The 24,534-nt window shown below is 68.7% G+C and carries 24 protein-coding genes; 10 read left to right on the top strand and 14 right to left on the bottom strand.

Going from position 1 to position 24,534, the window contains the following annotated elements; genetic code table 11:
- Positions 1 to 40 precede the first annotated feature (40 nt).
- Genes Q9S36_RS04460 through mscL form a run of 3 tightly spaced genes read left to right on the top strand, consistent with a single transcriptional unit; the run spans position 41 to position 1,415 of the window.
- The gene (locus Q9S36_RS04460) at positions 41 to 631 is read left to right on the top strand and encodes a 5-formyltetrahydrofolate cyclo-ligase (protein ID WP_311284088.1); all 591 of its coding nucleotides are present in this window, start codon (positions 41 to 43) and stop codon (positions 629 to 631) included.
- A 15-nt stretch (positions 632 to 646) separates the two neighbouring features.
- Positions 647 to 919, top strand: coding sequence for an FmdB family zinc ribbon protein (locus tag Q9S36_RS04465; RefSeq protein WP_217532266.1), 273 nt, complete (start codon positions 647 to 649; stop codon positions 917 to 919).
- 34 nt (positions 920 to 953) lie between these two features.
- The gene (gene mscL / locus Q9S36_RS04470) at positions 954 to 1,415 is read left to right on the top strand and encodes a large conductance mechanosensitive channel protein MscL (protein WP_311284089.1); all 462 of its coding nucleotides are present in this window, start codon (positions 954 to 956) and stop codon (positions 1,413 to 1,415) included.
- 4 nt (positions 1,416 to 1,419) lie between these two features.
- Here the strand turns inward: mscL and Q9S36_RS04475 are convergent, their stop codons facing one another.
- Together Q9S36_RS04475 and Q9S36_RS04480 are read right to left on the bottom strand one after the other, a co-directional pair.
- Positions 1,420 to 1,596 carry a hypothetical protein gene (locus Q9S36_RS04475; RefSeq protein ID WP_217532260.1) on the bottom strand — a complete coding sequence of 59 codons (177 nt, stop codon included), beginning with the start codon at positions 1,594 to 1,596 and terminating at the stop codon, positions 1,420 to 1,422.
- On the bottom strand, positions 1,586 to 5,278 hold the full coding sequence (locus Q9S36_RS04480; RefSeq protein ID WP_311284090.1) for an AAA family ATPase: 3,693 nt from the start codon (positions 5,276 to 5,278) through the stop codon (positions 1,586 to 1,588). The genes Q9S36_RS04475 and Q9S36_RS04480 overlap by 11 nt, the downstream gene beginning before the upstream one ends.
- A gap of 194 nt (positions 5,279 to 5,472) precedes the next feature.
- Here Q9S36_RS04480 and Q9S36_RS04485 point away from each other — a divergent pair, with 194 nt between their 5' ends.
- Positions 5,473 to 5,997 (top strand): methylated-DNA--[protein]-cysteine S-methyltransferase, encoded by a 525-nt coding sequence (locus tag Q9S36_RS04485; protein WP_217532255.1) that lies wholly within the window; start codon positions 5,473 to 5,475, stop codon positions 5,995 to 5,997.
- Positions 5,998 to 6,054: 57 nt separating this feature from the next.
- On the opposite strand, the gene Q9S36_RS04490 is transcribed toward Q9S36_RS04485, so the two are convergent.
- Both Q9S36_RS04490 and Q9S36_RS04495 read right to left on the bottom strand, forming a co-directional pair.
- Entirely contained in the window at positions 6,055 to 7,674 is a 1,620-nt protein-coding gene (locus Q9S36_RS04490) for a sodium:solute symporter family transporter (RefSeq protein ID WP_311284091.1), read from the bottom strand.
- Complete coding sequence (locus tag Q9S36_RS04495; protein WP_197471567.1) at positions 7,671 to 8,021, bottom strand: DUF485 domain-containing protein; 351 nt, start codon at positions 8,019 to 8,021, stop codon at positions 7,671 to 7,673. Before Q9S36_RS04495 ends, Q9S36_RS04490 begins: the two co-directional genes overlap by 4 nt.
- Before the next feature lie 125 nt (positions 8,022 to 8,146).
- On the opposite strand from Q9S36_RS04495, the gene Q9S36_RS04500 reads away from it, so the two are divergent.
- Both Q9S36_RS04500 and Q9S36_RS04505 read left to right on the top strand, forming a co-directional pair.
- On the top strand, positions 8,147 to 8,995 hold the full coding sequence (locus tag Q9S36_RS04500; RefSeq protein WP_311284092.1) for a LuxR C-terminal-related transcriptional regulator: 849 nt from the start codon (positions 8,147 to 8,149) through the stop codon (positions 8,993 to 8,995).
- Between the two features lie 28 nt (positions 8,996 to 9,023).
- Positions 9,024 to 9,389, top strand: coding sequence for an Lsr2 family protein (locus Q9S36_RS04505; protein WP_064001623.1), 366 nt, complete (start codon positions 9,024 to 9,026; stop codon positions 9,387 to 9,389).
- A gap of 30 nt (positions 9,390 to 9,419) precedes the next feature.
- Here the strand turns inward: Q9S36_RS04505 and Q9S36_RS04510 are convergent, their stop codons facing one another.
- On the bottom strand, positions 9,420 to 10,079 hold the full coding sequence (locus Q9S36_RS04510; RefSeq protein WP_374209348.1) for a LysE/ArgO family amino acid transporter: 660 nt from the start codon (positions 10,077 to 10,079) through the stop codon (positions 9,420 to 9,422).
- Between the two features lie 84 nt (positions 10,080 to 10,163).
- Here Q9S36_RS04510 and Q9S36_RS04515 point away from each other — a divergent pair, with 84 nt between their 5' ends.
- Complete coding sequence (locus Q9S36_RS04515; RefSeq protein WP_311284093.1) at positions 10,164 to 11,045, top strand: LysR family transcriptional regulator ArgP; 882 nt, start codon at positions 10,164 to 10,166, stop codon at positions 11,043 to 11,045.
- 103 nt (positions 11,046 to 11,148) lie between these two features.
- Positions 11,149 to 11,418, top strand: coding sequence for a hypothetical protein (locus Q9S36_RS04520; protein WP_217532311.1), 270 nt, complete (start codon positions 11,149 to 11,151; stop codon positions 11,416 to 11,418).
- Here Q9S36_RS04520 and Q9S36_RS04525 read toward each other — a convergent pair whose 3' ends face one another.
- The 9 genes from Q9S36_RS04525 to Q9S36_RS04565 all read right to left on the bottom strand — a co-directional run bounded on the left by Q9S36_RS04525 (position 11,419) and on the right by Q9S36_RS04565 (position 19,533).
- Positions 11,419 to 12,261, bottom strand: a complete 843-nt coding sequence (locus Q9S36_RS04525) for a hypothetical protein (RefSeq protein ID WP_311284094.1) — start codon at positions 12,259 to 12,261, stop codon at positions 11,419 to 11,421.
- Between the two features lie 29 nt (positions 12,262 to 12,290).
- Positions 12,291 to 12,680: a hypothetical protein gene (locus Q9S36_RS04530; RefSeq protein ID WP_311284095.1), complete on the bottom strand. Its 390-nt coding sequence runs from the start codon at positions 12,678 to 12,680 to the stop codon at positions 12,291 to 12,293.
- A 15-nt stretch (positions 12,681 to 12,695) separates the two neighbouring features.
- Positions 12,696 to 14,363 carry an AAA family ATPase gene (locus tag Q9S36_RS04535; protein ID WP_311284096.1) on the bottom strand — a complete coding sequence of 556 codons (1,668 nt, stop codon included), beginning with the start codon at positions 14,361 to 14,363 and terminating at the stop codon, positions 12,696 to 12,698.
- Between the two features lie 85 nt (positions 14,364 to 14,448).
- A complete protein-coding gene (locus tag Q9S36_RS04540) occupies positions 14,449 to 14,916 on the bottom strand; it encodes an SRPBCC family protein (protein ID WP_311284097.1) in 468 nt (155 codons plus the stop codon).
- A gap of 326 nt (positions 14,917 to 15,242) precedes the next feature.
- The gene (locus tag Q9S36_RS04545; RefSeq protein WP_311284098.1) at positions 15,243 to 16,163 is read right to left on the bottom strand and encodes a carbohydrate kinase; all 921 of its coding nucleotides are present in this window, start codon (positions 16,161 to 16,163) and stop codon (positions 15,243 to 15,245) included.
- The gene (locus tag Q9S36_RS04550) at positions 16,160 to 16,492 is read right to left on the bottom strand and encodes an antibiotic biosynthesis monooxygenase (protein ID WP_311284099.1); all 333 of its coding nucleotides are present in this window, start codon (positions 16,490 to 16,492) and stop codon (positions 16,160 to 16,162) included. The genes Q9S36_RS04545 and Q9S36_RS04550 overlap by 4 nt, the downstream gene beginning before the upstream one ends.
- Positions 16,489 to 17,289 (bottom strand): ATP-binding cassette domain-containing protein, encoded by an 801-nt coding sequence (locus tag Q9S36_RS04555; protein WP_311284100.1) that lies wholly within the window; start codon positions 17,287 to 17,289, stop codon positions 16,489 to 16,491. Before Q9S36_RS04555 ends, Q9S36_RS04550 begins: the two co-directional genes overlap by 4 nt.
- Positions 17,286 to 18,320: an ABC transporter permease gene (locus Q9S36_RS04560; RefSeq protein ID WP_311284101.1), complete on the bottom strand. Its 1,035-nt coding sequence runs from the start codon at positions 18,318 to 18,320 to the stop codon at positions 17,286 to 17,288. The genes Q9S36_RS04555 and Q9S36_RS04560 overlap by 4 nt, the downstream gene beginning before the upstream one ends.
- Positions 18,321 to 18,423: 103 nt before the next feature.
- Entirely contained in the window at positions 18,424 to 19,533 is a 1,110-nt protein-coding gene (locus Q9S36_RS04565; RefSeq protein ID WP_311284102.1) for a substrate-binding domain-containing protein, read from the bottom strand.
- A 172-nt stretch (positions 19,534 to 19,705) separates the two neighbouring features.
- Between Q9S36_RS04565 and Q9S36_RS04570 the strand changes: the two genes are divergently transcribed.
- Together Q9S36_RS04570 and Q9S36_RS04575 are read left to right on the top strand one after the other, a co-directional pair.
- Positions 19,706 to 20,713, top strand: coding sequence for a LacI family DNA-binding transcriptional regulator (locus Q9S36_RS04570; RefSeq protein ID WP_311284103.1), 1,008 nt, complete (start codon positions 19,706 to 19,708; stop codon positions 20,711 to 20,713).
- 341 nt (positions 20,714 to 21,054) lie between these two features.
- Positions 21,055 to 24,384, top strand: coding sequence for a GH32 C-terminal domain-containing protein (locus tag Q9S36_RS04575; RefSeq protein ID WP_396653726.1), 3,330 nt, complete (start codon positions 21,055 to 21,057; stop codon positions 24,382 to 24,384).
- Positions 24,385 to 24,534 lie beyond the last annotated feature (150 nt).

Raw genomic sequence — 24,534 nt, forward strand, 5'->3', positions numbered from 1 at the left:
CACGACGGGGACGGCGGGCGTGTCCCTTTAGAATCGGACCATGACCGGCCCCGTGGACACCGAGAAGCGTGCCCTGCGCGCCGAACTCCGCGAACGCCGTCAGCAGCGCTCGGCCGGCGCCCTCGAGGAGGCCGCCGCCGGCATCCGTGCGCAGCTCGACGCCTTGGTCGCCGAGCACGGCGTCCGATCCATGTCCTGCTTCCTCTCGACGACGACCGAGCCCGGCACGCGCGAGTTCATCGCCGCTGCGGTGGCGCGCGGCATCCGGGTCCTCCTGCCGGTGACCCGTGCCGACGGCCTGCTCGACTGGGCGGTCGCCGAGCACGAGGGCGACATCGCCGAGGGCATGTTCGGCCTGCCCGAACCCGTGGGCGAACTGCTCAGCCCCGTCGCCGTGAACGACGTCGACCTGCTCGTGATCCCCGCGGCCGCCGTCGACCGCAGCGGGATGCGGCTGGGCTGGGGGCGTGGTTACTTCGACAAGACCATCGGCTCGATGGAGAAGTGCCCGCCCGTCTACGCCGTCATCTTCGACTCCGAGCTGGTCGACGAGGTCCCGCGCGAACTGCACGACCAGCCCGTCTCGGGGGTCGTCACCCCCACCCGCACCGTCCGCCTTCCCCTTCGCTGAGTCACCCGAGGTCCCATGCCCACCTACGCCTATGCCTGCACCGCGTGCGGTCACCGTTTCGACGCCGTCCAGTCGTTCTCCGACGCCGCGCTCACCGAGTGCCCCGAGTGCGGCGGTCTCGTCCGCAAGCAGTACGGCTCGATCGGCGTGACCTTCAACGGCTCGGGCTTCTACCGCACCGACTCGCGCAGCACCAGCTCCCCTGCATCCTCTGGCGAAAGCTCGGGTTCTTCGACATCATCGAAGAAATCCGAAGCGTCCGCTTCGCCCGCCCCCGCGGGTTCGTAGCCCCGGCTCCGTGCCGGCGGAGGAAGGAGGAGCCGTGATCCAGGGCTTCAAAGACTTCATCATGCGCGGCAACGTCATCGACCTGGCGGTCGCCGTGGTCATCGGCGGTGCGTTCACCGCGTTGGTCACCGCGATCGTGACCAGCATCATCAACCCGCTGATCGCGCTCTTCTACCTGCCCGACCCGAAGACGGGGTCGATCGGTCCCTCGTTCGTCGGAATCCACGGTGAACCGGTCACCTTCCCGCTCGGTGGTCTTCTCACCGCGATCATCAGCTTCTTCGCCGTCGCGCTCGTCGTCTACCTCGTGTTCGTCGTCCCGATGAACAAGTGGAAGGAGCGTCAGGCCGCCAAGGCCGGCGTCGTCGAGGAGGAGGCGAAGCTCCCCACCGAGGCCGAGCTGCTCGTCCAGATCCGCGACCTGCTCGAGAAGCAGGGCAGCGCGCCCGCACCGGCCACGCGCCGGTCGACCGAACCGCCGTCGCCGTCGATCTGACGCGTCAGTAGTGCGGCGGGACGTCGTTCCGCAGTCGTTCGTCGTTCGGGCCGGATGCCGGGGGTTCCCCCGCGTCCGGCCCGTTCGGCGTCTCGGGGGCCGGGTCCGTGCCCGGCGCAGGGGTCAGCCGCGCACGACGGGACCCCGGCACCCGCTCGACGCGCTGGCGCTCAGTCGACATCGATCGGCTGGGTGGATCCGGGGGCGGACGGCGTCTCGGGCTGCACGCCGATGACCCCGGCGATGCGGAGAGCCACGGCGGCGGGATCGTTGTAGACGTCGAACGCGTGGACGCGCACGTAGTGCCAGCCGAGGCGGCGCAGCAGCTGCGGTCGCCGACGGAGCGTCTCGCGCAGGCTGTCGTGCGTGCTCTCGGGGTCGATGTCGGCCACGACGGCCTTGCCCTTGTACTGCGCGACGAGCGGGAGTTGACCGCCGCGGTAGTGCACGTCGACGGAGACACCGAGGCTCCGCAGGTGCTGCGCGAGGGTCAGGGTGAGCGGATCGGCGAGGTCCTCCAGTCGCGCGTCGCGCCCGCGGGCAGCGATCCGACCGAGGATGGCCATGAGGGTGGCGGCGCCGAAGGTCAGGCGTCCCTCGTCGAAGGCCGAGGGCCGGATCGACGAGACGATCACCATCGACCGGCGGGCCCGGGTCATGCCGACCGTCAGAAGCCGCTCGCCGTCGGCGGTGGACAGGTCGCCGAAGTCGCTGAGGACGCGGCCGTGCTTGGTCAGGCCGAACCCGAGCGAGAAGATGACGCGGTCGCGGCTCTCGGCGACCGATTCCTCGAGGCCGAGGACGGCGAACGGCTCGGCGGTCTCGCGGCCGACGAAGTCGGCGACGTCCGAACGCCCCGCGAACGCGCTCGCGACCGCCGCGCGCACGCGCTCGGCGTGGCGCGCCGACGCGGTGACGACCATGAGCGACTCGGCGGGACGGTTGATCGCGTGCTCGACGACGAGCGTGACGACGCGGGCGACCTCGGCATCCGGGCTCTCCACGGCCCCCGTGTCGGGGTTCGGCGCGCCCGTGCCGCCCTCGACGTAGTCGACGCTGAGGCTGCCGCGACCGAGGTACGACCCCGCCCAGGGAAGCGAGCCGATCGCACCGCCGTAGAACGCGTCGTTGACGAGCTCGGCGAGGTCCTCTCCCCCGGCGCGGTAGCTGCGGGTCAGGGTCTCGACGGGGATCAGTTCGCTCAGTCGCTCGAAGACGCTCGTGTCGTCGAACGGCACCTCGGGCGCCTCCGGGTCGTCGCCGCGTCCCGACCAGAGCCGGAACGGTGTCGGCTTCTGCGTCACCGGGTCGCCGAAGACGACGATCTGCCGGGCGCGGCGCAGCGCGGGCGTCGCCTCGGCGAGGCACAGCGCGGCCGCGTCGGCGATGATGACGACGTCGAACTCGGGGTGATCCGGCACGTGCGGCACCTCGTAGGGCGACGCGAGCCAGACCGGCGCGAGCACGCGCATGAGGGTCGGCGCCGAGGCGACGAGCTCCGACGCCGACGCGGTGCCGCCGCGCAGCGCCGACTTCAGCGAGGCCGCCTCGCGCGGCTCGTCGACGATCGCGATGCGCCACCGCTTGGCGAGTTCCGAGGCCAGCAGGGGCCCGGACGACGAAGCGTGTGCTTCGTCGACGAGACGGAAGTCGCGCTCGAGGCGGTCGAGCACCGTGGTGTTCGCGCCGAGCAGGGCGCGATCCGAGCGCAGCATGGCTTCGAGCGCGGAGCGCCACCATGCGTACTCGAACTCCGCGGCCACCTCGGACTCGGGGACGTGGCGGGTCGAGAGCTCCATGAGGAGGGGCTCGAGACCGAGCTGCGCGAGTTCGCTGCGCAGCGCTGCACGCTCGACGAGGTTGTCGAAGACGTCGGATGCCGCGGCGAGGCCCGCGAGCGTCCGCAGCAGCTGCGGGATCGGCAGGCTCGCCAGCGGCTCGGTGCGACCGAGCGCGCGGTCGAGGTCGGCGAGGTCGGCGTTCGCCCGCTGCCATGCGGCCGCGACGTCGTCGAGGCCGATCGGGATCTCGGGGGTGACGCCGGCATCGACGAGCTGCTGCCATTGCGTGCGCTGGTTCTGCACCCGCAGGAGCGCTTCGTGCATGTCGGTGACGTGCATGCCGGGCCGCACGTACTCCTTCGACAGGCGGCGCAGACGTCGGCGGTTGGCCGTCGTCATCTGCGCCGAGTCCCGGCGCGACGAGTGGGCGGCGATCAGGTCCGTGAGGGGGCGCTCGAACACGGTGGGGCTGAAGCGGTCGAGCGAGGCGCGGATGCCCTGCAGCAGTTGCACGTACGAGCCCATCTCGGCGATGGTCGTGAACGGCCGCATCCGCGTCTGGCCGATCAGCTCGTAGCCGCGCTCGAGGAGCGCGGGGACCTCGGCGCGGTGCAACCGGCCGGCCAGCGCGTGCGCGGCGCGAGCCTCGTCGGTCGTCGAGAACGCGACGCCGTACCAGGGTGAGTCGTCGGGTCCGATGCGGAACTCGCCGAGGCGAGCGGATGCCGCGAGAGCTTCCGCGGCCTCGACGCGGCGCGTCGCGAGGCGCTGCACCGTCGCGAGGTCGAAGCGTGTGGTGGCGCTCGGCTGCGGCTCGTGGTCGGCGATGCGCGTGAGTTCGCGCAGCGCCTCGAGCGGGGAGACACCGACCGAGGCGTGACGCTGGGTCAGTGCGGCGCGGTAGTCGCGAAGCACGGTGCGCAGGCGCACGAGGGCGTCGTCCACCTCGGCGACCTTGGGCTGCTCGGCCTTCTCGTTGCGGGCGATCGCACGGATGAGGTCGCGGTGCAGCCGGGTCGGCGACACCGCGAGGCCGGGCAGGCCGATGCCGGACAACCGGTGGCGGACGCCGTCGAGGGTCGACCGGCGGGCGCTCACGACGAGCACCCGCTTGCCCGAGCGGACGAGCTCACCGACGGCGTTGATGACCGTCTGCGTGCCGCCCGTTCCGGGAAGGGTGTGGACGGCCAGCGACTGCCCTTCGGTGATACGGGCGAGCACCGCCTCCTGCTCCGCATCCGCGTCGAGGATCAGGCGGTCCGAGGCGGGCGTGCGGTCGTCGGGGCCGACGGCGTCGGGCTGCGGGCGCACGAACGAGAGGCGCTCGCGATCGGCGGGGTGACCCGCGAGCGCGTTGAGCACGGGATGGTCGAGGTCGACGGCATCCCGCTCCATGTCGGAGGCGACGTCGGCGAAGGTCGAGACCACGAGACGCGGCTGCACCGTGAAGGTGGGGACGTGCGCCGTCAGGACGCGCAGCCGGTCGATGACGGGCTGCGGCTGGAACACGCCGCCGTCGTAGGCGAGGGCGGCGAGCGCGTCGCCGTCGAGGTCGACGCCGAAGTGGATGCGGGCCGCGGTGACCAGTTCGCGGTTGACATGGAAGGGGCCGTGCAACCGCAGGTCGAAGTCGGTGTGGTGACGGCGGATCGTCAGCGGACGCAGCAGGACGGGCGCGGTGCAGCTGACCCCGCCGATGCGCCACGACGCCATGCCGATGGCCAGGTGCACGGTGTCGAGGCCGCGCGCCGTGCGCAGTTCGACGTCCTTCGACGTGATGCGCTCGGCGGCCAGACGCGCGGTGCGGAGGGCCACCTCGTCGCGGAACATGTTCGACAGCAGGGTGGGACGACCCGTGATGAACTGCGGCAGGCTGCCCGGGTGGGCCTTGGTGATGTCGATGCCGGCGTCGCCGTCGTCGCGATAGTGGAGGAGCGTCGAGGCGCCGCCCAGCTGGGCGGCCTCCTCGCGCAGTCGTTTGCGCTCGGGGACGGCCGCGTGCATGACGAGGACCTCGGGGTCGGACAGCGTCACGTCCGCCGGGGTCACCGCGGACATCTGCTCGGCACTCTCGCCGCGCACAGCACCGCTCTCTGCTCGCCACACACCGAAAACACTAGGCGCGTCGAGCCCGGAAAGCGGGATCGACGGCCGAGTTTCGCGGATCGACCCTCACTCGGGCGCCGATTCCTCCACATCCGGGTCGGGATGCCGCTTCTCCCCCGCCCGCTCCTCCCCCGTTCTCGGCGTCTCGGCCCCGCAGCCATGATGAGGACATGACGATCGCAACCTACTCGGTGCACCCGACACCGATCGGCGAGGCCCTCCTGGTGACGACCGAGGAGGGTCTCGTCGCGCTGTCGGTGCTGGACGGCCCGGCCTACGCCGAGGTCTCCCGGCTCAGCCTGCTGCTGCACAGCGTGCCGGTGCCCGACGACGGTCCGGCGCGGGAGGCAGCCGGCGAGCTCGACGAGTACTTCGCCGGCGCACGGCGGGCCTTCTCGGTGCCGCTCGACTGGCGACTCACGGCGGGCTTCACGCGGCAGGCACTCGAGGCCATCGCCGGGATCCCGTACGGCGAGACGGCGTCGTACGCCGAGATCGCCATCGCCGCGGGGTCCCCGCGGGCGCATCGCGCGGTGGGGACCGCGTGCGCCCGCACCCCCTGGTCGATCGTGCTGCCCGCTCACCGTGTGATCCGCAGCGACGGCTCCCTCGGCGAGTACGGCGGCCGGCCCGAGCACAAGCGGTTCCTTCTCGACCTCGAGGAGCGGGTCGCGGGCGCGACGGGCCGCGCATGACGGAGGCGGGCAGGGACGTGTAGGCCGTCCCTGCCCGCCTCGTCGCGGCATCCGCTCTTAGTGGTCGACCGCCTTCTCGGCGCCGTACCCGGTCAGCGAGCGGACCTCCATCTCGGCGGCCTTCGTGGCGTCCTCGGCCTTGCGGGAGGTCACCGACCCCAGCCAGCCGAGGAGGAAGCCCACCGGGATCGAGACGATGCCCGGGTTGTTGAGCGTCCAGATCGCCGTGCCGACGTTCTTGAACACACTCGTCTCGGTGCCCCAGAAGACGGGCGACAGGACGATGAGCACGATCGCGGTCGCGAGTCCCCCGTACATGCTCCACACGGCGCCGCGCGTCGTGAACTTGCGCCAGAACAGCGAGTACAGGATCGTCGGCAGGTTGGCCGAGGCGGCGACCGCGAAGGCCAGCGCGACGAGGAACGCCACGTTCTGCCCCTGCACGCCGATGCCACCCAGGATCGCGAGCACACCGATCACGATGACCGTGCGACGGGCGACCTTGACCTCGCCGTCCGGCGGCACGTTCCCCTTCTTCACGACGTTCGCGTAGATGTCGTGCGCGAAGGATGCCGCGGCCGTGATCGTGAGCCCGGCGACGACCGCGAGGATCGTGGCGAACGCGACCGCCGAGATGAACCCGAGCAGCACCGGTCCGCCGAGGGCCTCGGCGAGCAGCGGCGCGGCGGAGTTGACGCCACCGGGCGCCGCCTTGATCGTCTCGGAGCCGACGATGGCGCCGGCGCCGTAGCCCAGGACGAGCGTCAGCAGGTAGAAGAGGCCGATCAGCCAGATCGCCCAGACCACGGACCGGCGCGCCTCCTTGGCAGTCGGCACCGTGTAGAAGCGCATGAGCACGTGCGGCAGCCCCGCGGTGCCGAGCACGAGCGCGATCGCGAGGGAGATGAAGTCCCACGGGTTGGCGCCGTACTGCAGGCCAGGGCCGAGAATCGCGTCCTGCGGGTCAGTCGTCGACTTCTGCACGGCCGCCTCGAGGAGCGTGTCGAGGCTGAACCCGTTCATCGCGAGCACCCAGATCGTCATGACGATGGCGCCGCCGATGAGTAGGAACGCCTTGACGATCTGCACCCACGTCGTGCCCTTCATGCCACCGATGAGGACGTAGACGATCATCAGCACGCCGACGACGGCGACGACGATCGACTGCCCGATCTGCTCGGTGATCCCCAGCAGCAGCGAGACGAGACCACCCGCACCGGCCATCTGGGCGAGCAGGTAGAAGAAGCAGACCGCGAGCGTCGTGATCGCCGCGGCGAGCCGCACCGGGCGCTGCTTCAGACGGAACGACAGGACGTCGGCCATCGTGAACTTGCCCGTGTTGCGCATGAGCTCGGCGACCAGCAGCAGCGCGACGAGCCACGCGACGAGGAAGCCGATCGAGTAGAGGAACCCGTCGTAGCCGTTGATCGCGATCGCGCCGACGATGCCGAGGAAGGATGCCGCCGACAGGTAGTCGCCGGCGATGGCGAACCCGTTCTGCGGACCCGTGAAGGAGCGGCCTGCGGCGTAGTAGTCGGCGGCCGTCTTGTTGTTGCGACTGGCGCGGATGACGATGAACAGCGTCACCGCGACAAATGCGCCGAAGATCGAGATGTTGAGGACGGGGTTGTTCGTCGCGGCGCCGGCGGGGGCCGCGGCGAGGAGCACGGGGGTCATCGGGCCTCCTGCCGTTCGAGGTCTGCCCGGATTTCGGAGGAGATCGGGTCGAGCTTGCGGTTCGCGAAGGCGACGTAGCCCATCGTGATGGCGAACGTGGTGACGAACTGTCCGAGGCCCAGGAGCAGGCCGATGGTGATGTGACCGAACACCTCCTGCGCCATGAAGTCCGGAGCGAAGGACGAGAGCAGGACGTAGACGAAGTACCAGATGAGGAAGAGCACGGCCAGCGGGAAGACGACGCTGCGGTGCTTCTTCTTCAGCTCGACGAACCGCGGCGATCGTTCGACCGCGACGTAGTCGATGGCACTCCCTTCCACGCCTCCGTGGGGTGACTGGGACGACATGTGGCCTCCTTGCCTCATGGGGTGAGCGACGGTGCTCGCACGAGCCGTTCCTGGGAATCGGCCGCGTGGTAGGTTCGACCGTACGAAGGCGGCAGAGGTGCCGTCACCCCCGGAAGTAGGTACGCGTGGGATCGTCGGTCGAGAGCGACGCGGACACGCGGCTCGTCTCCCGAGCCGTGTCCGATCTGGCCCGTCAGACGCGTTTTCCCGTCGTTTTCGGCGGTCTCGAACGCGGCGGCGCCGTCCACGTCACCGCGATCTCGGGCACCCGCACCCGCAGCATCGAGGGACTCGTCGTCGAAGCCGGTCGCGGTCTGGGCGGTGCCGCGATGATCGAGAAGCGACCCCGCCTCGCCCTGGACTACCGCACCGCGCGCACGATCACGCACGACTACGACCGCGCCATCCTCGGCGAAGGCATCTCGACCCTGCTGGCCGTGCCCGTCGTCGTCACCGGCCGCCCGCGCGGCATCGTCTACTGCGGGTCGTGGACCCCCGGCCCCGTCGGAGATCTCGTCAGCCGGCCCGCCTTCCGCGCCGCCGACATGCTCGCGACCGAGCTGCGCGTCCGCGAGGAGGTCGACCGTCGCGTCGCCGCGCTGACGCCCGCCGAACCCGCCCTGCCCGCCTCCGCGCAGGAGGATCTGCGCGAAAGCTACGCCGAGCTGCGGAGCATCGCCGCATCCGTCACCGACCCCGACCTGCGGGAGCGGATCGCGGCGGTCGAGAAACGCCTCGCGGGGATGTCGCGACCGGCGGCGGCCGAGGCATCGCTCGACGTCGCCCTCTCGCCGCGCGAGCTCGATGTGCTCGCCTGCTGCGCGCTCGGCGCCACCAATGCCGAGATCGCCGCGTCGCTGTCGCTGCGCGAGGGGACGGTCAAGTCGTACCTGCAGGCGGCGATGGCGAAATTGGATGCCTCGACCCGCCACGCCGCCGTCGCCAAGGCGCGCCGGGCCGGACTTCTGCCGTAGCGAGCACGCGCGCCACTAGGGTGAGCGCATGGCCCGCAAAATCGTGCATCAACTCGTCGACGACCTGGACGGCACCGTCCTCGAGGTCGGCGACGGAGAGACCGTGCTCTTCTCCCTCGACGGCACCGCCTACGAGATCGACCTCACCCACGACAACGCGAACGCCCTGCGCGACGTCCTGGCGCCGTACATCGACGCCGCGCGTCGTGTCTCGTCGCGCGGGACGACCTCACGCGCGGCCACCTCGTCGAACGGCGGCGGCCGCAAGCAGAAGCGAGCCGGGCAGCGCGACTACGCGCCGATCCGCGAGTGGGCCGCGAAGAACGGCTACCAGGTCTCGGAGCGCGGTCGCGTGCCGGCGCAGGTGCTCGACGCGTACGACGCCGCGCACTGACGGTCGCCGCGCCGCGGCATCCCCGCCCGATCAGCCGAGGACGAGGCTGACGGCGATGACGAGCATGATGACGGCGATGCCGGCGTCGAGGATGCGCCACGCGCGTGCCGTGCGCAGGAGCGGCGCGAGGTAGCGCGCGCCGTAGCCGAACACCACGAACCAGAGGGTGCTGCCGACGACGCCGCCGGCGAGGAAGAACCAACGCGCGTCACCGTGCGTCGCCGCCACCGACCCCAGCACGACGGTCGTTTCGACGATCGCGTGGGGGTTCAACCAGGTGACGGCGAGGATGGTCAGGAGCGTCGCGGTCCTCGTCGCCGCGCGCGGCCGGACGAGGACGGTGCCGGGGGTCGCGGCATCCGTCGGGGTCTCCGGCTCAGCGGCTTCGAGGCTGCCGCCGCCACGCCAGGCTCGACGCGCACTGACGAACGCGAACCCGACGATGAAGGCCGCACCCGCCCACCGCGCGATCGTCTCGAGCCACGGGTGGGCGGTGACGAGGGTCGCGACGCCGGCGACGCCGAGGGTCTGCAGGATCGCGTCGCTGACGACGCAGACGAGCACGACGATCCCCACGTGTTCGCGCCGCAGACCCTGGCGCAGCACGATCGCGTTCTGCGCGCCGATCGAGACGATGAGACCGAGGCAGAGTCCGAGGCCCGAGAGGAAGGCGGCGAGTTCGGGAGTCACAGGTCCCACGGTAGGCAGCTCGTCTTCTGCAGTACAGCGAAGGATTCTGCATCATCTGTAGCATCGCTTCACTACGCTGGTGGCATGGACATCCCGTTCGAGCACCTGCGCACGCTGGCCGCCGCCGTCGACGCCGGCACGCTGGATCGCGCGGCCGCACGGCTCGGGATCACCCCGAGCGCGGTGAGCCAGCGCATCCGCGTCATCGAGCAGCGGGTCGGACGGGTGGTGCTGCGACGGACCAAACCGGTTACCGCGACGGAGGCGGGCGAGCCGCTCGTGCGCCTCGCGCGTCAGCTCGACCTGCTCGAGCACGACGCCCGCGCCGTCCTGGGCGACGATGCGGGCTCGGCAGTGGTGCCGCTCGCCGTCAACGCCGACTCGCTCATCACCTGGTTCCTCCCGGCACTCACCGCCGTCACCGCCGCGCACCCGGTCACGTTCGAGCTGCACCGCGAGGACCAGGAACGCACGGCGCAGCTGCTCGCGGCGGGCACGGTCATGGCGGCCGTCACCTCGCAGCGCGACGCGGTGGCCGGATGCGTCTCCTCACCCCTGGGGCGGATGCGGTACACCGCCGTAGCGACGCGGGGCTTCGCCGATCGGTGGTTCCCGCAGGGGCTCGGGCGGGCCGCGCTCGAAGCCGCACCGCGCGTCGACTTCGACCGTCACGACACGCTGCAGAGCGCGTTCGCACGCCGACACGGCGCCCGGCGGGACGCCCCCCGCCACATCATCAGCGCGTCGGCCGAGTTCGCGCAGGCGATCACGATCGGCCTGGGGTGGGGGATGCTGCTGCCCGGCCAATTCGAGGCGGGTGTCGCCGACGGCTCGCTCGTCATTCTGGCCGACGACACGGTCGAGGTCCCCCTGTTCTGGCAGCGCTGGAACCTCTCGTCGCCGCTCCTCGAGACGGTCACGACGGCCGTCCGCGAGGCCGCGGAACGCTCGCCCGCCGTCGGGTAGCGCGCGCCCCGAGTCGCGTCAATCCCCTCCGCCGCGGGTGCGCGGGGCGATGGTGATCACCTGGGATACGTGTCGACGGGGTGAGCGGAACGAGGTGCAGAACATGTTCGTGGATTCGGAGACGCTGCGCGCACTGCCGACGCGTCGACCGGCGGATGCCGCACCCCGAGCGTCGCGTATCCAGTGGGACCTGATCGCGGAGGACCGCTACGAGGTCCGGATCGCCGGCGAGGTCGCCGGCTACATCGACGTCGTCGGCGCGGTCTACGTGGTCCTCACGGGGCCGCGGTACGACCGGGCCGAGGAGGTCGCGCAGACCCTCGTCTGGTCGACCGCCACGACCGCACTCGACCAGCACCGCGCGCGCGGCTGATCAGTCGGCCGCACGGTCGGCCGCGGACCGTGCCTTCGTCGCGGCGGTACGGGCTCGGCGGCGCTGCTCGGCAAGGTCCTCGACCTCGGCGCGTGCCCGCTCGGCATCGTCCTCGAGACGGGCGCGCTCACGGTCGAGTTCCGCCAGGCGGTCCTCGAGCGACGACGCCCTCTCCTGCGCCGCCTGCCAGCGGTCCTCGATGCGATCGAGGTCGCGCTCGAGACTCTCGGCGTGACGTCGCGCCTCGGCCGCCGCCCGCGCGGCCTCGCGGGCCGCGCGACGCTCGGCGAGGTCGTCGGTCGGCTCGGGCCGGGCTGAGGCGACGTCGAAGGGTCCCGAGACCGCGTCGGAGAGGTCGGGCGCGTCCATTCCGGTCGCCTCGATGGGGCGTAGCAACCGGGCGCTCGCGACGGCAGCCGCGGCATCCGGATCCCGCAGCGCGGCGTCGAGGGTCTGCTCGACTGCGGTGCGGATGGTGCCGCCTACCTCGACACCGCGCTCGCCCGCACGCCGCACGGCGCGATCGACGAGGTCACGGAGGATGCTGCGACGGCGCCGGGTGAGATCGGCGAGAGCGCGAGCATCGCCGACATCCACTGCTTCGCGGAACTCGTCGGCGAGCTCGGCGGCCGAGGTGAGCGCGTCGGGGTCATCTGAGGCGAGCAGGTTGACGACCCAGGCGGCGAGGACCGGTTTGCGGAGCTTCTTGATCGCGGCCGCGAGATCCTTGTCGGATGCCTCCGCCGCGGCTGCGGTGCGCAACGCGACGAAATCACCGGCGGGAGCCACGCTCAGCCGCGTGGCGACCTCGATCAGCCGCGTGGCGTCCGTCTCACCGGTCATTTCCCCATCCTCCCCCAGGGGCGGTGCGGTCAGCCCGCCCAGAAGACCGCAAGGCCGTACATGACGAGGCAGACGGCGAGCGGCGCGATCGTGGCCGGCCGACGTCGCCGCATCCCGAGGATCGCGACGCACGCCGACAGCGCACCGACCACGGCGAAGCCGATCGTCCGCGGCCATCCCGTCTGCGTCACGACGACGCCGTCGCCCGAAGCCGCCTGCCACTCGCAGCGGCGTCCGACCGGCCATGCCGTCGCCTCGGCGGAGATCAGCGCCACTTCCGACACGGCGACGCCGGCAGGGATCTCAGCCGCGAGGCAGCGGGCGTCCGCGCTCTCGCGGGTGTCGAGCCAGAGTCCCCCCAGGAGGATCGCTCCGGTCAGCACCGCGACGACCAGCATCACCGCTGTCGCGAGACGCACGACTCGGACGCCCGCTCACAGGCCGTTCGCGACAGCGGCGGCGGCGCGCATCCAGGCGTCCTTCGTGCGCGACTGCAGGGCGTCGTACCGGATGCGGCCGGCCTTGAGCGCGTCGTCGAACGGGATGATCTCGACCGCGCGGACGTGACCCTCGAAGCCGGCGGCGATGCGCTGCGCGGCGCCGATGCCGGCACGCTCGGACTGCCCGACGACGACCACGGCGCCGTCGGCGAGGCGGCGCGAGTGCTCGTCGCGCTTGCGCAGCGCGTCGAGGAGCAGGGCGGCGGATTCGGCCGACTCGGGGGCGGCGAGGGTCGGGACGACGAGCTGATGCGCCGAATCGATCATGCGCAGCCAGCGGTCGGCCGACTCATCGTTGCCCGAGTCGAAGATGACCATGCGGTAGTACCGCGCCGCGACCTGCGCGAGCAGGTCGAAGTCGGCGGTCGTGATGCGCTGGTCGGCCGCGAGCAGTTCGGGGTTCGAGCGCAGCACGTCGTAGCGGTCGACGGACTGGTGATGAACGAATCGTGCGATGTCGGAGACGGATGCGGTCGCCTCGAGCAGCCGCGATGCTTCGGGGAGCAGGTCGCGGATCGTCGTGTCGTAGTCGCCCTGCTCGGTGCGCCACCCCAGGGTGCCGCGGGTGTCGTTGTTGTCCCACGCGAGGACGTTGCCGCCGCCATGGCGCGCGAACACCGCCGACAGCACCGCGGTCGTCATGGTCTTGCCGACGCCGCCCTTGCCGTTGGCGACGGCGATGGCGCGGCATCCGGCCCACTGGCGCGAGACGGCCTTCTCGCGCTCGGCGCGCGCGAGTTCCGCCTTCGACGGCTTGATCGGGATGCCGATCCGCACGAAGAACGAGCGCCAGCCCGAAACGGTGGCGGGGTGGACCTCGGGAGGCTCGATGAACGACGGACGGGACCCGTTGGAGGCGGATGCCTCGAACGCGGTCTCGGGCGCGGGTGCGCCGTCGGTGGGGGCCGGCGCCTCGGGCGTGGCGGTCGCTGTGCTGTGCGGGTCGGCTGCGGGCTCCGGTTCGTCCGCGGGCTCCGGATCGGCTCCGGGCTGCGGCTCGTCCGCGCGCGCGACGTCGACGGAGTCGGTTCCCGTCGCCGGGGCGGCTGCGGGGATTTCGGTCACGCGGGCGGGCGCCCATTCGGCCGGCGCCGCGTCGTCCTCGTCGAGGTCGTCGTCGTCCCCGCTGTCGAAGACGGGGGGCCGCTCGGCGGATTCCGGGAGAGGGTTCGACGACGGCGGGAAGAACGCCGGCACCTCGGCGACGAGCGCGGGCTCCGCGCCATCCACCTCGGGCTCAGGCTCCGGGGCGGAAGCGTCGTCCTCGTCAGCCTCGGCCTCGTGCACCGGCTCGGGGTCCGTGGTCCACCACGCCTGCTGGCGCAGCTCCGCACGGGTGACGGTGCGGTCATCCACCTCGACGTCGATCTCACCCGAAGGTCCCACGATCAGGCGATGCTCACCGCGGTCGCCGCTCGTGCGCAGTTCGATCGCCGTGCCGGCGGCCGCGGCATCCGCTCTCACCCGGTCGACGATGAGGCGGCGCGCGCCGTCGGCGTCAGGAGCGTCGAGGGTCTGTTCGGCGCCGTCGACCGTCGTGAACCTTGCCGACCCACCGGTGACGTGCGCGGAGGCGTGTGTCGGTTCACTGCCAGTGCTCATGGATTCCTCTCGGTGCGCGACGGACGCGCTCCCACGCTATCGCGCGCGACGCCGAAATCCCCGGTGGACGGTCAGAGTCGTCGCGTCAGGCCGCCCGGCCACCCGAAGCCCCGGCGCCTTTCCGGACCAGCACCGCGTTCCGCGTACGGATCAGCCGCTGCATGTACGGGCGCAGCAGGAGCGGTTCGACGATCACCCCGAGCAGCGGCGAGCGCATGGTGACGGTGTCGGTCATGACCGTGACGTCCCCGTCCCGCTCGAACCGGTGCTCGTGACGGAAGACCCGGAACGGTCCGCGCACCTGCTCGTCGACGAACCGACGCGGCCGCTCGAGCGCGGTGATCTGCGAGGTCATCGTCCATATCACGCCGAAGTGGCGGGCGCGCCAGGTGACGCTCTCCCCCAGCCCGATCGTCCCGCTCGTCACCCCGGCGACAGCGCGCTCGCGCGACCGCCGCATGGAGTCGAGGTGCGCGTCGATCGACAGCGAGAGGTCGAACAGCACCTCCGGCGTGCACGCGACACGGGTCACCTCGGTGAAGGTCGCCGTCATCCAGCCAACCTAGCCCGGTTCACGCACGCCTCCGGCGACCGCCGCAGCACTCATGGAGACGGTGACGCCTCCGGCGTCGCTCGAGGACACACGGGCCCCACCGATCGTGCAGATGTGCCGCAGCTCACCGCAGCAGGCGGCTGCCGAGGGCCTCCCCCGCCCGGTGATGATGTGCCAGATGACGAGCATAGGCCGCGGCCCGTGCAGGCCGATGCGGTTGCCCCAGCCAGTGGAAATCGCCTCCCGATACTTTGAGGTGTGCTGCTGTCTGACGTGCCAGCCCGTCGCCGCCCGGGATCCGCCTGATCCTCGCGATAGCGGGTCAACTATCCGGTGCACGAAGGGGCGTGTTGATCTATCTCGTGTGCCCAGGGGAGATCTGCGCCGGCGCGGGAAACGGTGATAGCGGCAGCATGTACAGCGTCAGCGCCGAGGCGGATAAGCTGTGTGCGATCTAGATCGCGCGTGCCGGTTTGCAGCACCGAGTAGATGATCGAGGCCATGAAGGTGTCCCCCGCACCGATCGTGTCGATCGCGTGAACCGCCTCCGCCGGGATGCGAACCCGGTGGCTGGGTGTGGCAATCACGGCCCCTTCGGCGCCGAGGGTGATCGCGACCAGTCGTGGCCCGAGCTCGAGTACGGCATCTATCGTGAAGTCGATGTCTTGAAGGGGGTACAGCCAAGATGCGTCCTCGTCGCTCATCTTGACGACAGTGGCCAAATTGGCAGTCTTCTCGAACGCCTCCACAGACGACGTATGTTCATCGAGCAATGCGGGTCGGATGTTCGGGTCGAAGGTGATCTCGATCTCACCGGCCTGCTCGAGTGTCTCCTGCACCGCGGTCGCCCCCGGGTGAAGGAATGCCGCGATCGATCCAGTGTGGATGAGTCGAGCTGCAGTCTGCGGAGGCGCGAAGCTGTCCCAATGAACGTCGAAGACGTACTGCACCTGTCCGTCGGTACCGATATGAGCGGCAGCGGTGGATGTTGGCCGCGTCGTGATCGAGTGAGGCAACACATGTACGTGCGAGGAAGCGAGATGATCGGCGATGACTTGGCCGTACAGGTCGTCACCGATCTGGGTCAGGAGCGCCGTCGGAACACCTCTGCGGCCCAGCCCGACAGCAACGTTCGCGGGGCTTCCGCCCACGTGTTCGGTCGCCCAAGAACCTTTTTCCACGACATCGACGAGAGCTTCGCCGATGACCAGCACCTCTGGAACGAATGACGCGGCCGCATCGGTCACTGCTGGTCCAATCTGGTGAGGAACGTGAGCTCGCTGCCGGATCCCTCGACGAGCGGTGCGAGCGCGTCGTTGAACGTCTGCCCCTCCGCGGCTGCGAGGTGCGCATCGAAGGCGGCGCGGTCACGGTACTTCTCGAAGACGACGAACTGCGTCGAGTCGCTCTTGCGGTACACCTCGAACAGGTCGTTCCCGGGTTCGCTGCGGACGACTTCAGCGTAAGCGAGGATCAGGTCCTCGACTTCTCGGACGTGCGCAAGCTTCGCAGTGAACTCGGCGTACAGGACGACTTCTGCTTCCCGTGTCACGCGTCCCGTTTCGAGGTCGGTCATGCGGTGGCAGCCCCGGTCATGATGGCGACAGCGTCGGTCATGGAATGAGACTGCGGTGTGATCGTCGCAGCTTTCTTCCCGAGACGCTGCACATGGATACGGTCAGCAACCTGAAACACGTGCGGCATGTTGTGAGAGATCAGGATGACCGGCACACCATGCTCCTTGAGCCGGCTGATGAGTTCGAGAACCTGATTGGACTCGCGGACGCCTAGCGCAGCGGTCGGTTCGTCGAGAATGACGACTTTCGATCCGAACGCAGCCGCACGGGCCACGGCCACAGCTTGTCGCTGTCCACCGGAGAGGTTCTCCACGGCAACGGTCACGTCCTGCAGCGTAGAGATACCAAGCTTCTGCACCTGGTCGCGGGCTTCTTTGCGCATCCCGTTCTTGTCCAGGGCTCGGAACACCGACCCAGCCAAACCAGGCTTGCGGCGCTCCCGTCCCAGGAACAGATTGGAAGCGACATCGAGCGCGGGTGAGACGGCGAGGTTCTGGTAGACCGTCTCGATGCCGGCGGAGCGCGCGTCCTGCGGGCGCTTGAAATGCACGCGCTCACCATCCAGGAGCAGCGCGCCCTCGTCTGGGATGTAGGCACCGGTGAGGCATTTGATCAGGGTCGATTTTCCCGCGCCGTTGTCGCCGATGACTGCGAGGACTTCGCCAGCATGCAGTTGCAGGCTCACTCCGTCCAAGCCGACGACACGGCCGAAGGTCTTCACGAGTCGTTTCGCTTCCAGCACCGGCGTACCCGCTGGTGTGGGTTCAGGGGTGACGGCGTCTTCGATGAGGGTCACTTGCGTACCTTTCTGATCCACTGGTCAACGGCAACGGCCACGATGACAAGAATTCCGATGGCGAGAGTCTGGTAGAGGCCATCGACGCCGGCGAGGAACAGCCCGTTGCGGAACACTCCGACGATGACTGCGCCCAGGAGTGTGCCCCAGATCAGTCCGCGGCCGCCGAAGAGGGAGGTGCCGCCGATGACGACGGCGGTGATGGAATCGAGGTTGAGGTCGGCGCCGGCGTTGGGGCTTGCCGCCCCGGATCGGCCGATCTGGATCCATGCGGCGACGGCGAGCACCGCACCGGCGACGACGTAGACGCTCATCAGCACCTTGCTGGTGGAGATACCGGCCAGCCGGGCGGACTCTGCATCATCACCGACGGCGTACACGTGCCGGCCCCAGGCGGTGCGGCCCAGGACGTACGCGACGATGGCGTACAGGCCGAGCATGATCAGCACACCGACGGTAAGCCGGACGTCCCCGATGGGGAAGGCGGTACCTGTCCACGTGAGCAGCTCGGGCATCTCAGCTCGACGGATGGTTTGACCACCGCTGTACAAGAGTGTCAACGCCACGAATACGTTGAAGGTGCCGAGTGTCGCGATGAACGGGGGCAGCTTCACCCGCGTAACGAGGAACCCGTTGAGAGCTCCGGCAGCGAGAGCAGCCACGAGACCGACGAGCAGAGCGATGGGCGCGGGGAAGCCGTTCTGGTAGCTGGTCTGCGCCATCACCATCGAGGCCAGAATCATTGCCGCCCCGACGGAGAGGTCGATCCCGGCGGTGAGAATGATGAGTGTCTGTGCGATCGCGACCGTGCCCACCACGGAGACCTGGTCGAGCACGAGGGAGAGATTGGCAGGAGCGAAGAAACGAGGGTTGATGCTCCCGAAGACGATGATCGCGAGAATCAGCACAATCGCGGGGCTGATCGCGGGATAGCGGTGCAGCACTCCACGGATGCGGTCCAAAGGAGTGCGACGGTCGAGGAACTCGGCGGCCAGATCGAGCGTCGAGGTGGGCGGGGCGGGTTGGGTCACAGGTCACTTCCGTCGATGGCGACGCCGCTGGCGCCTAATGGGTTCGGTCGGGCGGGTCGCGGCCGGTTGATGGGACCGGCCGCGACCCGAGTGGGGCTGGTGATTACTCGCCGCCCCAGCAGATGTCTGCGGCTTCGGTGGTGTCGATGGACTCCACCCCGTCGACGGGGGTGTCGGTGACGAGCGCGACACCGGTGTTGAAGAAGTCCAGACCCTCGGTCGTCTCCGGTGCCGTTCCGGTGTTCACCAGCTCGACGATGGCCTCGACCCCGAGCTCGGCCATCGCTACCGGATACTGCTGGCTCGTGGCGTCGATGACCCCCTCAGCCACCTGTCCGACTCCCGCGCAGCCGCCGTCGATGGAGACGATGATGACATCGTCGGGGCCCTTTCCGGCAGCCTCGAGGGCCTGGTACGCGCCGTAGGCGGCCGGCTCGTTGATGGTGTAAACCACGTTGATGTCGGGGTTCTTGGCGAGGAGATTCTCCATCGCGGTGCGCCCGCCGTCCTCCGCGCCCTGCGATGCCTCGTTGCCGACGATGGTGTAGTCGCCGCCCTGACCACCGCTGTACGTGCCACTGGGCTCTTCATCACCGTTGGTGGCGTCGTCACCGAGGTCAATGCCCAGTCCGTCGAGGAAGCCCTGGTTGCGGTTGTAGTCGACACTCACGACCTTGTCGTCGAACAGGTCGATGAGACCGATGACCGCGTCTCCGCCGGCCAGAGTCTCAGCCGTCCACTGCCCGATGTACTGCCCGGCCAGGAAGTTGTCGGTGGCGAAGGTGATGTCCACGGCGTCGGCAGGATCCGGGACGGTATCCAGTGCAATGACGAACAGACCTGCGTCGCGCGCCTTCTCGACCGCATCGAGCACCGCGGGCCCATTCGGGGTGATCAGGATACCGGCATCGCCCTTGGAGATGGCCGCTTCGATCGCCTGGATCTGAGTGTCCTCGTCGCCGTCCTCCTTGCCGGCCGCGAGCGTCAGGCTGACGCCGTTCTCCTCCGCCGCCGCCTGTGCGCCTTCCTGCATGGCGACGAAAAACGGGTTCGAGTTCGTCTTGACGATCAGCGACACCCCGATCTCGTCGCTGCCGCCGTCGCCGGTTTGCCCGCCGGTGCTTCCGTTGCCTCCACCGGCACAACCGGCCAGACCAAGAACCGCCACGGTCGAAACAGCTGCGAGTGCCAGGGCGGGACGCTTGGCGTTCATGTGATTCCTCATTGAATTCCTCTCGGGCCTTCGACGTCCGACTGACATCGATGTCAAGAAACGTTCGTACTGCACTCCTGCGATAGCGTCAAGTACGGCAACAGAGAGTGATGAGAATGTGACAACGATGTCGAACCCGTCCAGTCCCCGCAGCCGCACGCAACGGACGACCATGAAGCAGGTAGCAGCCCTGGCGGGTGTGGGCGTGAAAACGGTCTCGCGCGTGTTGAACAACGAGCCGAATGTGTCCGCGGACACCGCCTCCCGTGTGAACGCTGCGGTGCGAGCGTTGGACTACCAGATCGACCTCCAGGCTGGAAGTCTGCGACGCGTCGACGGGCGTACGAAGACGCTGGGCCTACTTGTCGGTAGCGTGGACAACCCCTTCTCCGGCTCGATTCAACGTGCCGTCGAAGACGCAGCTGCGCACCGGCAGACCGCGGTATTCGCCTCGAGCCTGGACGATGATCCGAGCCGAGAGGACTCAGCCGTTCGCGCGTTTCTTCAGCGCCGCGTCGATGGGCTGATTCTGACGACCGCCCGACCCCGGCCCGATTACGTTGGCACCCTGCACAGTCGCGGCATATCCGCCGCATTCATCGACAGGAAACCAGTCGACGTCGATCTCGACTCCGTCACGAGCGATAATCGCTCCGGTGCCGCACGAGCCACCGCGCACTTGATCCGCCACGGTCACCACCGGATAGCCCTGCTTGCCGACCGCAGCGACCTCGAGACCGCTGCCGAACGGCACCGGGGCTTTCTCGACGCGATCGGCGAAGCTGGAATTCCGACAGCGGACACCTCCGTCGTCATGGGACTGCACGACGAACGCGCAGCGCACGAAGCCCTCCGCCAGCTGCTTGCTTCCCCGGAACCGCCTACGGCCGTTTTCAGCGCACAGAACCTCGTCACCGTCGGAGCCGTACACGCACTACGCGAGGCTCGGCTTCAACACTCCATTGCACTGATCGGTTTTGACGACGTGCCCCTCGCCGACCTCCTCGACCCCGGCATCTCAGTTATCGCCCAGAACCCATACGAGATCGGACGGGTAGCTGCAGAGCGCGTGTTCGCCCGTCTGGACGGAGACGACAGCGGACCGGAACACATCGTCGTCCCAACCACACTCATCACGCGAGGAAGCGGCGAGATCACAGCACCACGCTCCGCACGCTGACAGTTCCCACGCGCTGACATCGAATGACACCGCGGTCAAATTTCGTCGTTGCATTGTCCGGTAGACAGGATTTACTGTCTGACTCAGTGACCTGACATCGATGTCAACAGCTGCTTCACGGCGGCACGCACAAAGGAGCGCGTGTGAACACTCGCACACAACACTGGACCACCAGACCGGCGTCGGCTCGGAACCGCGCACGACCGATCGCCACCGTCATCGCCGTCGCGCTGGCCGCGTCGCTGGGAGCGGTGGCCACCCCCCGGGCTCACGCAGCGGACGTCCCCCCTGGCGACGAGGCGTACCGCCCCCTGGTGCACTTCTCCCCCGAGCGCAATTGGATGAACGATCCCAACGGTCTCGTTTTCCACGACGGCGTCTACCACCTGTACTTCCAGCACAACCCCAGCGGTGACCGGTGGGGCAACATGAGTTGGGGACACGCCACGAGCCCGGATCTGCTCACCTGGACAGAACAACCTCTGGCCATCCCGCAGACACTGAACGACCAGGGGGAGGCCATCGAGAGCATCTTCTCCGGCTCCGTCGTCGTCGATACGAACAACACCTCCGGATTCGGAGACGGCACCAACACGCCCCTCGTTGCCGTCTACACAAGCGCATACGAACCCACCCATCCGACCCTCGCCGGCCGGCAAGCACAGTCCCTCGCGTACAGCCTCGACGACGGCTACACCTGGACCAAGTTCGAACAGAACCCAGTCCTGGACCGCGGATCAGCGAACTTCCGCGATCCGAAGGTGTTCTGGTACGACGGACCCGCCGGCGCATACTGGATCATGGTCGCCGTCGAAGCGGTAGACCACAAGGTCGTGCTGTACAAGAGCTCGAACCTGCGTGACTGGGAACACCTCTCCGACTTCGGCCCCGCCAACTCGACCGGCGGCATCTGGGAGGTCCCTGACCTGTTCGAGTTGCCCGTGGACGGCGACCCGACCAACACCAAGTGGGTCATGGTCGTGAACCTCAACCCCGGAGCAGTTGCTGGTGGCAGCGGCGGACAGTACTTCGTCGGCGATTTCGACGGCACCACCTTCACCAGCGAAACCACCCAGGGCGCGCAGGACACCCCTGTCGGAGACGTCTTCGCAGGCTTCGACGATGGCGACTTCGACGGATGGACAGTTGCCAACGAACCGGGTAACTGGAAGGACGGCCCCTGGGGTCTCGCACCGGCAGCAGGAACCCTGGACGGTCAGAACCCTGTCACCGGTTTCATCGGCGCGGGACTGGTGAACGGCTTCCACGACGGCGACTGGCCGGTCGGCACCCTCGAGTCTCCCGCGTTCACCGTGTCCGACTCGCACATCAACCTCCTCGTCGGCGGCGGTCGCCACCCTCACGTCAACGACGCCCAACTCACCAACGAACCCCCGGCCGGCACGACCGTCTTCGACTTCGAAACCGCGGACGGGCAAACCCTGGCAGACACGGGATGGCAGATCACCGGCGACTTCGCCACCGACCCGACACGCAACCCCTCCACCGCGGGCGGCGAGTACTACCTGGGCGCAAAGCGGATCAACACGTGGGAGGGCGGCCCGCGGGGCGACGACAACACCGGCGAGCTCCTCTCGCCCACGTTCGCTCTGGACGGCGACTACGTGTCATTCCTCATCGGCGGCGGAAAGCGCTCCGACGGCACCCTGCAGGCCGAGCTCGTCGTCGACGGACAGGTCGTGCGATCACAGACCGGCCCTGAGGCCGGCGCATTGAACTGGGCGTCTTGGGACGTGTCGGACTTCGCCGGCCAGCAGGCACAGATCCGAATCCGTGACGACGCCACCGGCGGATGGGGTCACCTCACCTTCGACCATGTCGTCGTCGGTGATACCCCCGCCAAGGTGCGCACGGACGAGACCTCTGTCAACCTCATCGTCGACGGTGAAGTTGTGCGCTCCGCGACAGGCTCCAACAGCGAAACCCTCGACTGGGCAAGCTGGAACGTCACCGAGTTCGAGGGACAGCAAGCCACCATCCGTGTCGTGGACAATAACCGTTCCGGATGGGGGCACATCCTCCTCGACCAGGTGATGTTCGCTGACCAGGCCGCACCCACACGGCTGGAAAGCTACGACTGGCTCGACTGGGGTCGTGACTACTACGCCACGGTGTCGTACTCCGGCACCCCCGACGAGAACTACCGCGTAATGCAGGGGTGGATGAACAACTGGGACTACGCCAACGACATCCCCACCTCCCCGTGGCGCAGCTCGATGGCACTTCCCCGCGAGGTCACCCTCACCAGTACCGAGGACGGTCCGCGTCTCACCCAGAAGGTAGTGGCGCATATCGATGACCAGCTCGACACCGCGAACACGCAGACCCTTACCGACGTGAGCATCGACGGCGAGACGGATCTCAAGCTGAACGGAGACGTTGTGAAGATTGACGTCACGCTGCGTCCGGGAGATGCGGAACAGGCCGGGATCACCATCTTCGGCGACTCCACCTCCGGCACCCACATCGGCTACGACACCACCACCGGTCGGGTCTTCGTCGATCGACGCGACTCCGGGAACGTGGACTTCCACCCGGCCTTCGCGTCCGTTCAGGATGCACCGGTCGCACTCGAAGACGGCACCATCACCCTCGAGGCCTACCTCGACCGGGCGTCCGTCGAATTGTTCACCGCGGACGGGCGCACCACCATCACCGACCAGGTATTCCCCAACGCCGGTGCTGACCAGATCAGCGCATGGTCCACGGGAGGCGCAGCTGTGATCGAAAGCATCAGCGTCACACCCATCACACCCACCATGTGGAAGGTCCCGCCCGCCATCGAGGCTCCGGGCGCACCCACCGCAGTGACCGCCACCGCAAAGACCGGAGGCGCAACCATCGCCTGGACGACACCGGCCAGCGACGGCGGCTCCCCCATCACTGAGTACCGCGTCTACAAGGAAGGAGTAGACGCACCCGTGGCCACCACGACCTCACCCACAGCCACCGTGACTGGACTGAAACCCGGCACGACAGCTCGGTTCGCCGTCACCGCAGTCAATGCGGCCGGCGAGTCCCCGAGATCGGACTGGTCCGCCACGGTGACCGTTCCCGATGGCGCGACCGCCAAACCAGCCAAGGGGACGCTCTCGCACGACAACGGGTGGGACACCGGCCTCGCCGACGGCGACTACAACGTCACCATGAACCTGTGGTCGGGGCAGAACGCGACAAGCTTCCGGCTCTACGAGAACGGCACGCTCATCGCCACTGTTCCGCTCGAATACGGCGGCACCGCCGCACAAACCGCGAGCGTTCCCATCACCGGGAAGAAGAACGGCACCTACGTGTACACGGGCGAGCTCGTCAATTCGAAGGGCGTGACAACTACCTCGAGTATCACTGTCAAGGTGGCACAGGCCACTCCAGCAACTCCCGCCCTCAGCCACAACAACTACGACGGCGACGGCAGCTACACCCTCACCGCCAACCTCTGGTGGGGGACCAACGCCACCAGCTACCGGTTCATCGAGGGAGACACCGTTATCGCCGAAGGAACGCTCACACCCCGCACCCCAACCGCACAGACGGCACGAGCTGAAGTGACCGGAGCCGGCAAGGGAAAGCACACCTATCGAGTCGAGTTCACGAACGCCGCCGGCAGCGCCACAAGCGCGCCGGTGACGGTGAACGTGGTGCGTCCCTAGCGACGGGCACACCGGCGAGGGGGAGGCAAATGCTGAGCGGCGTTCGCTTCCCCCTCACACATTCGTTCGGAGCTAAGGCAGGCCGGCGTTGACGCGACCGGCATGGCCTCCTCTAGCCATCGCCATCCCCGTCTTTCAACCAGAGGCGCA

The organism is Microbacterium sp. ARD31 (assembly GCF_031844425.1).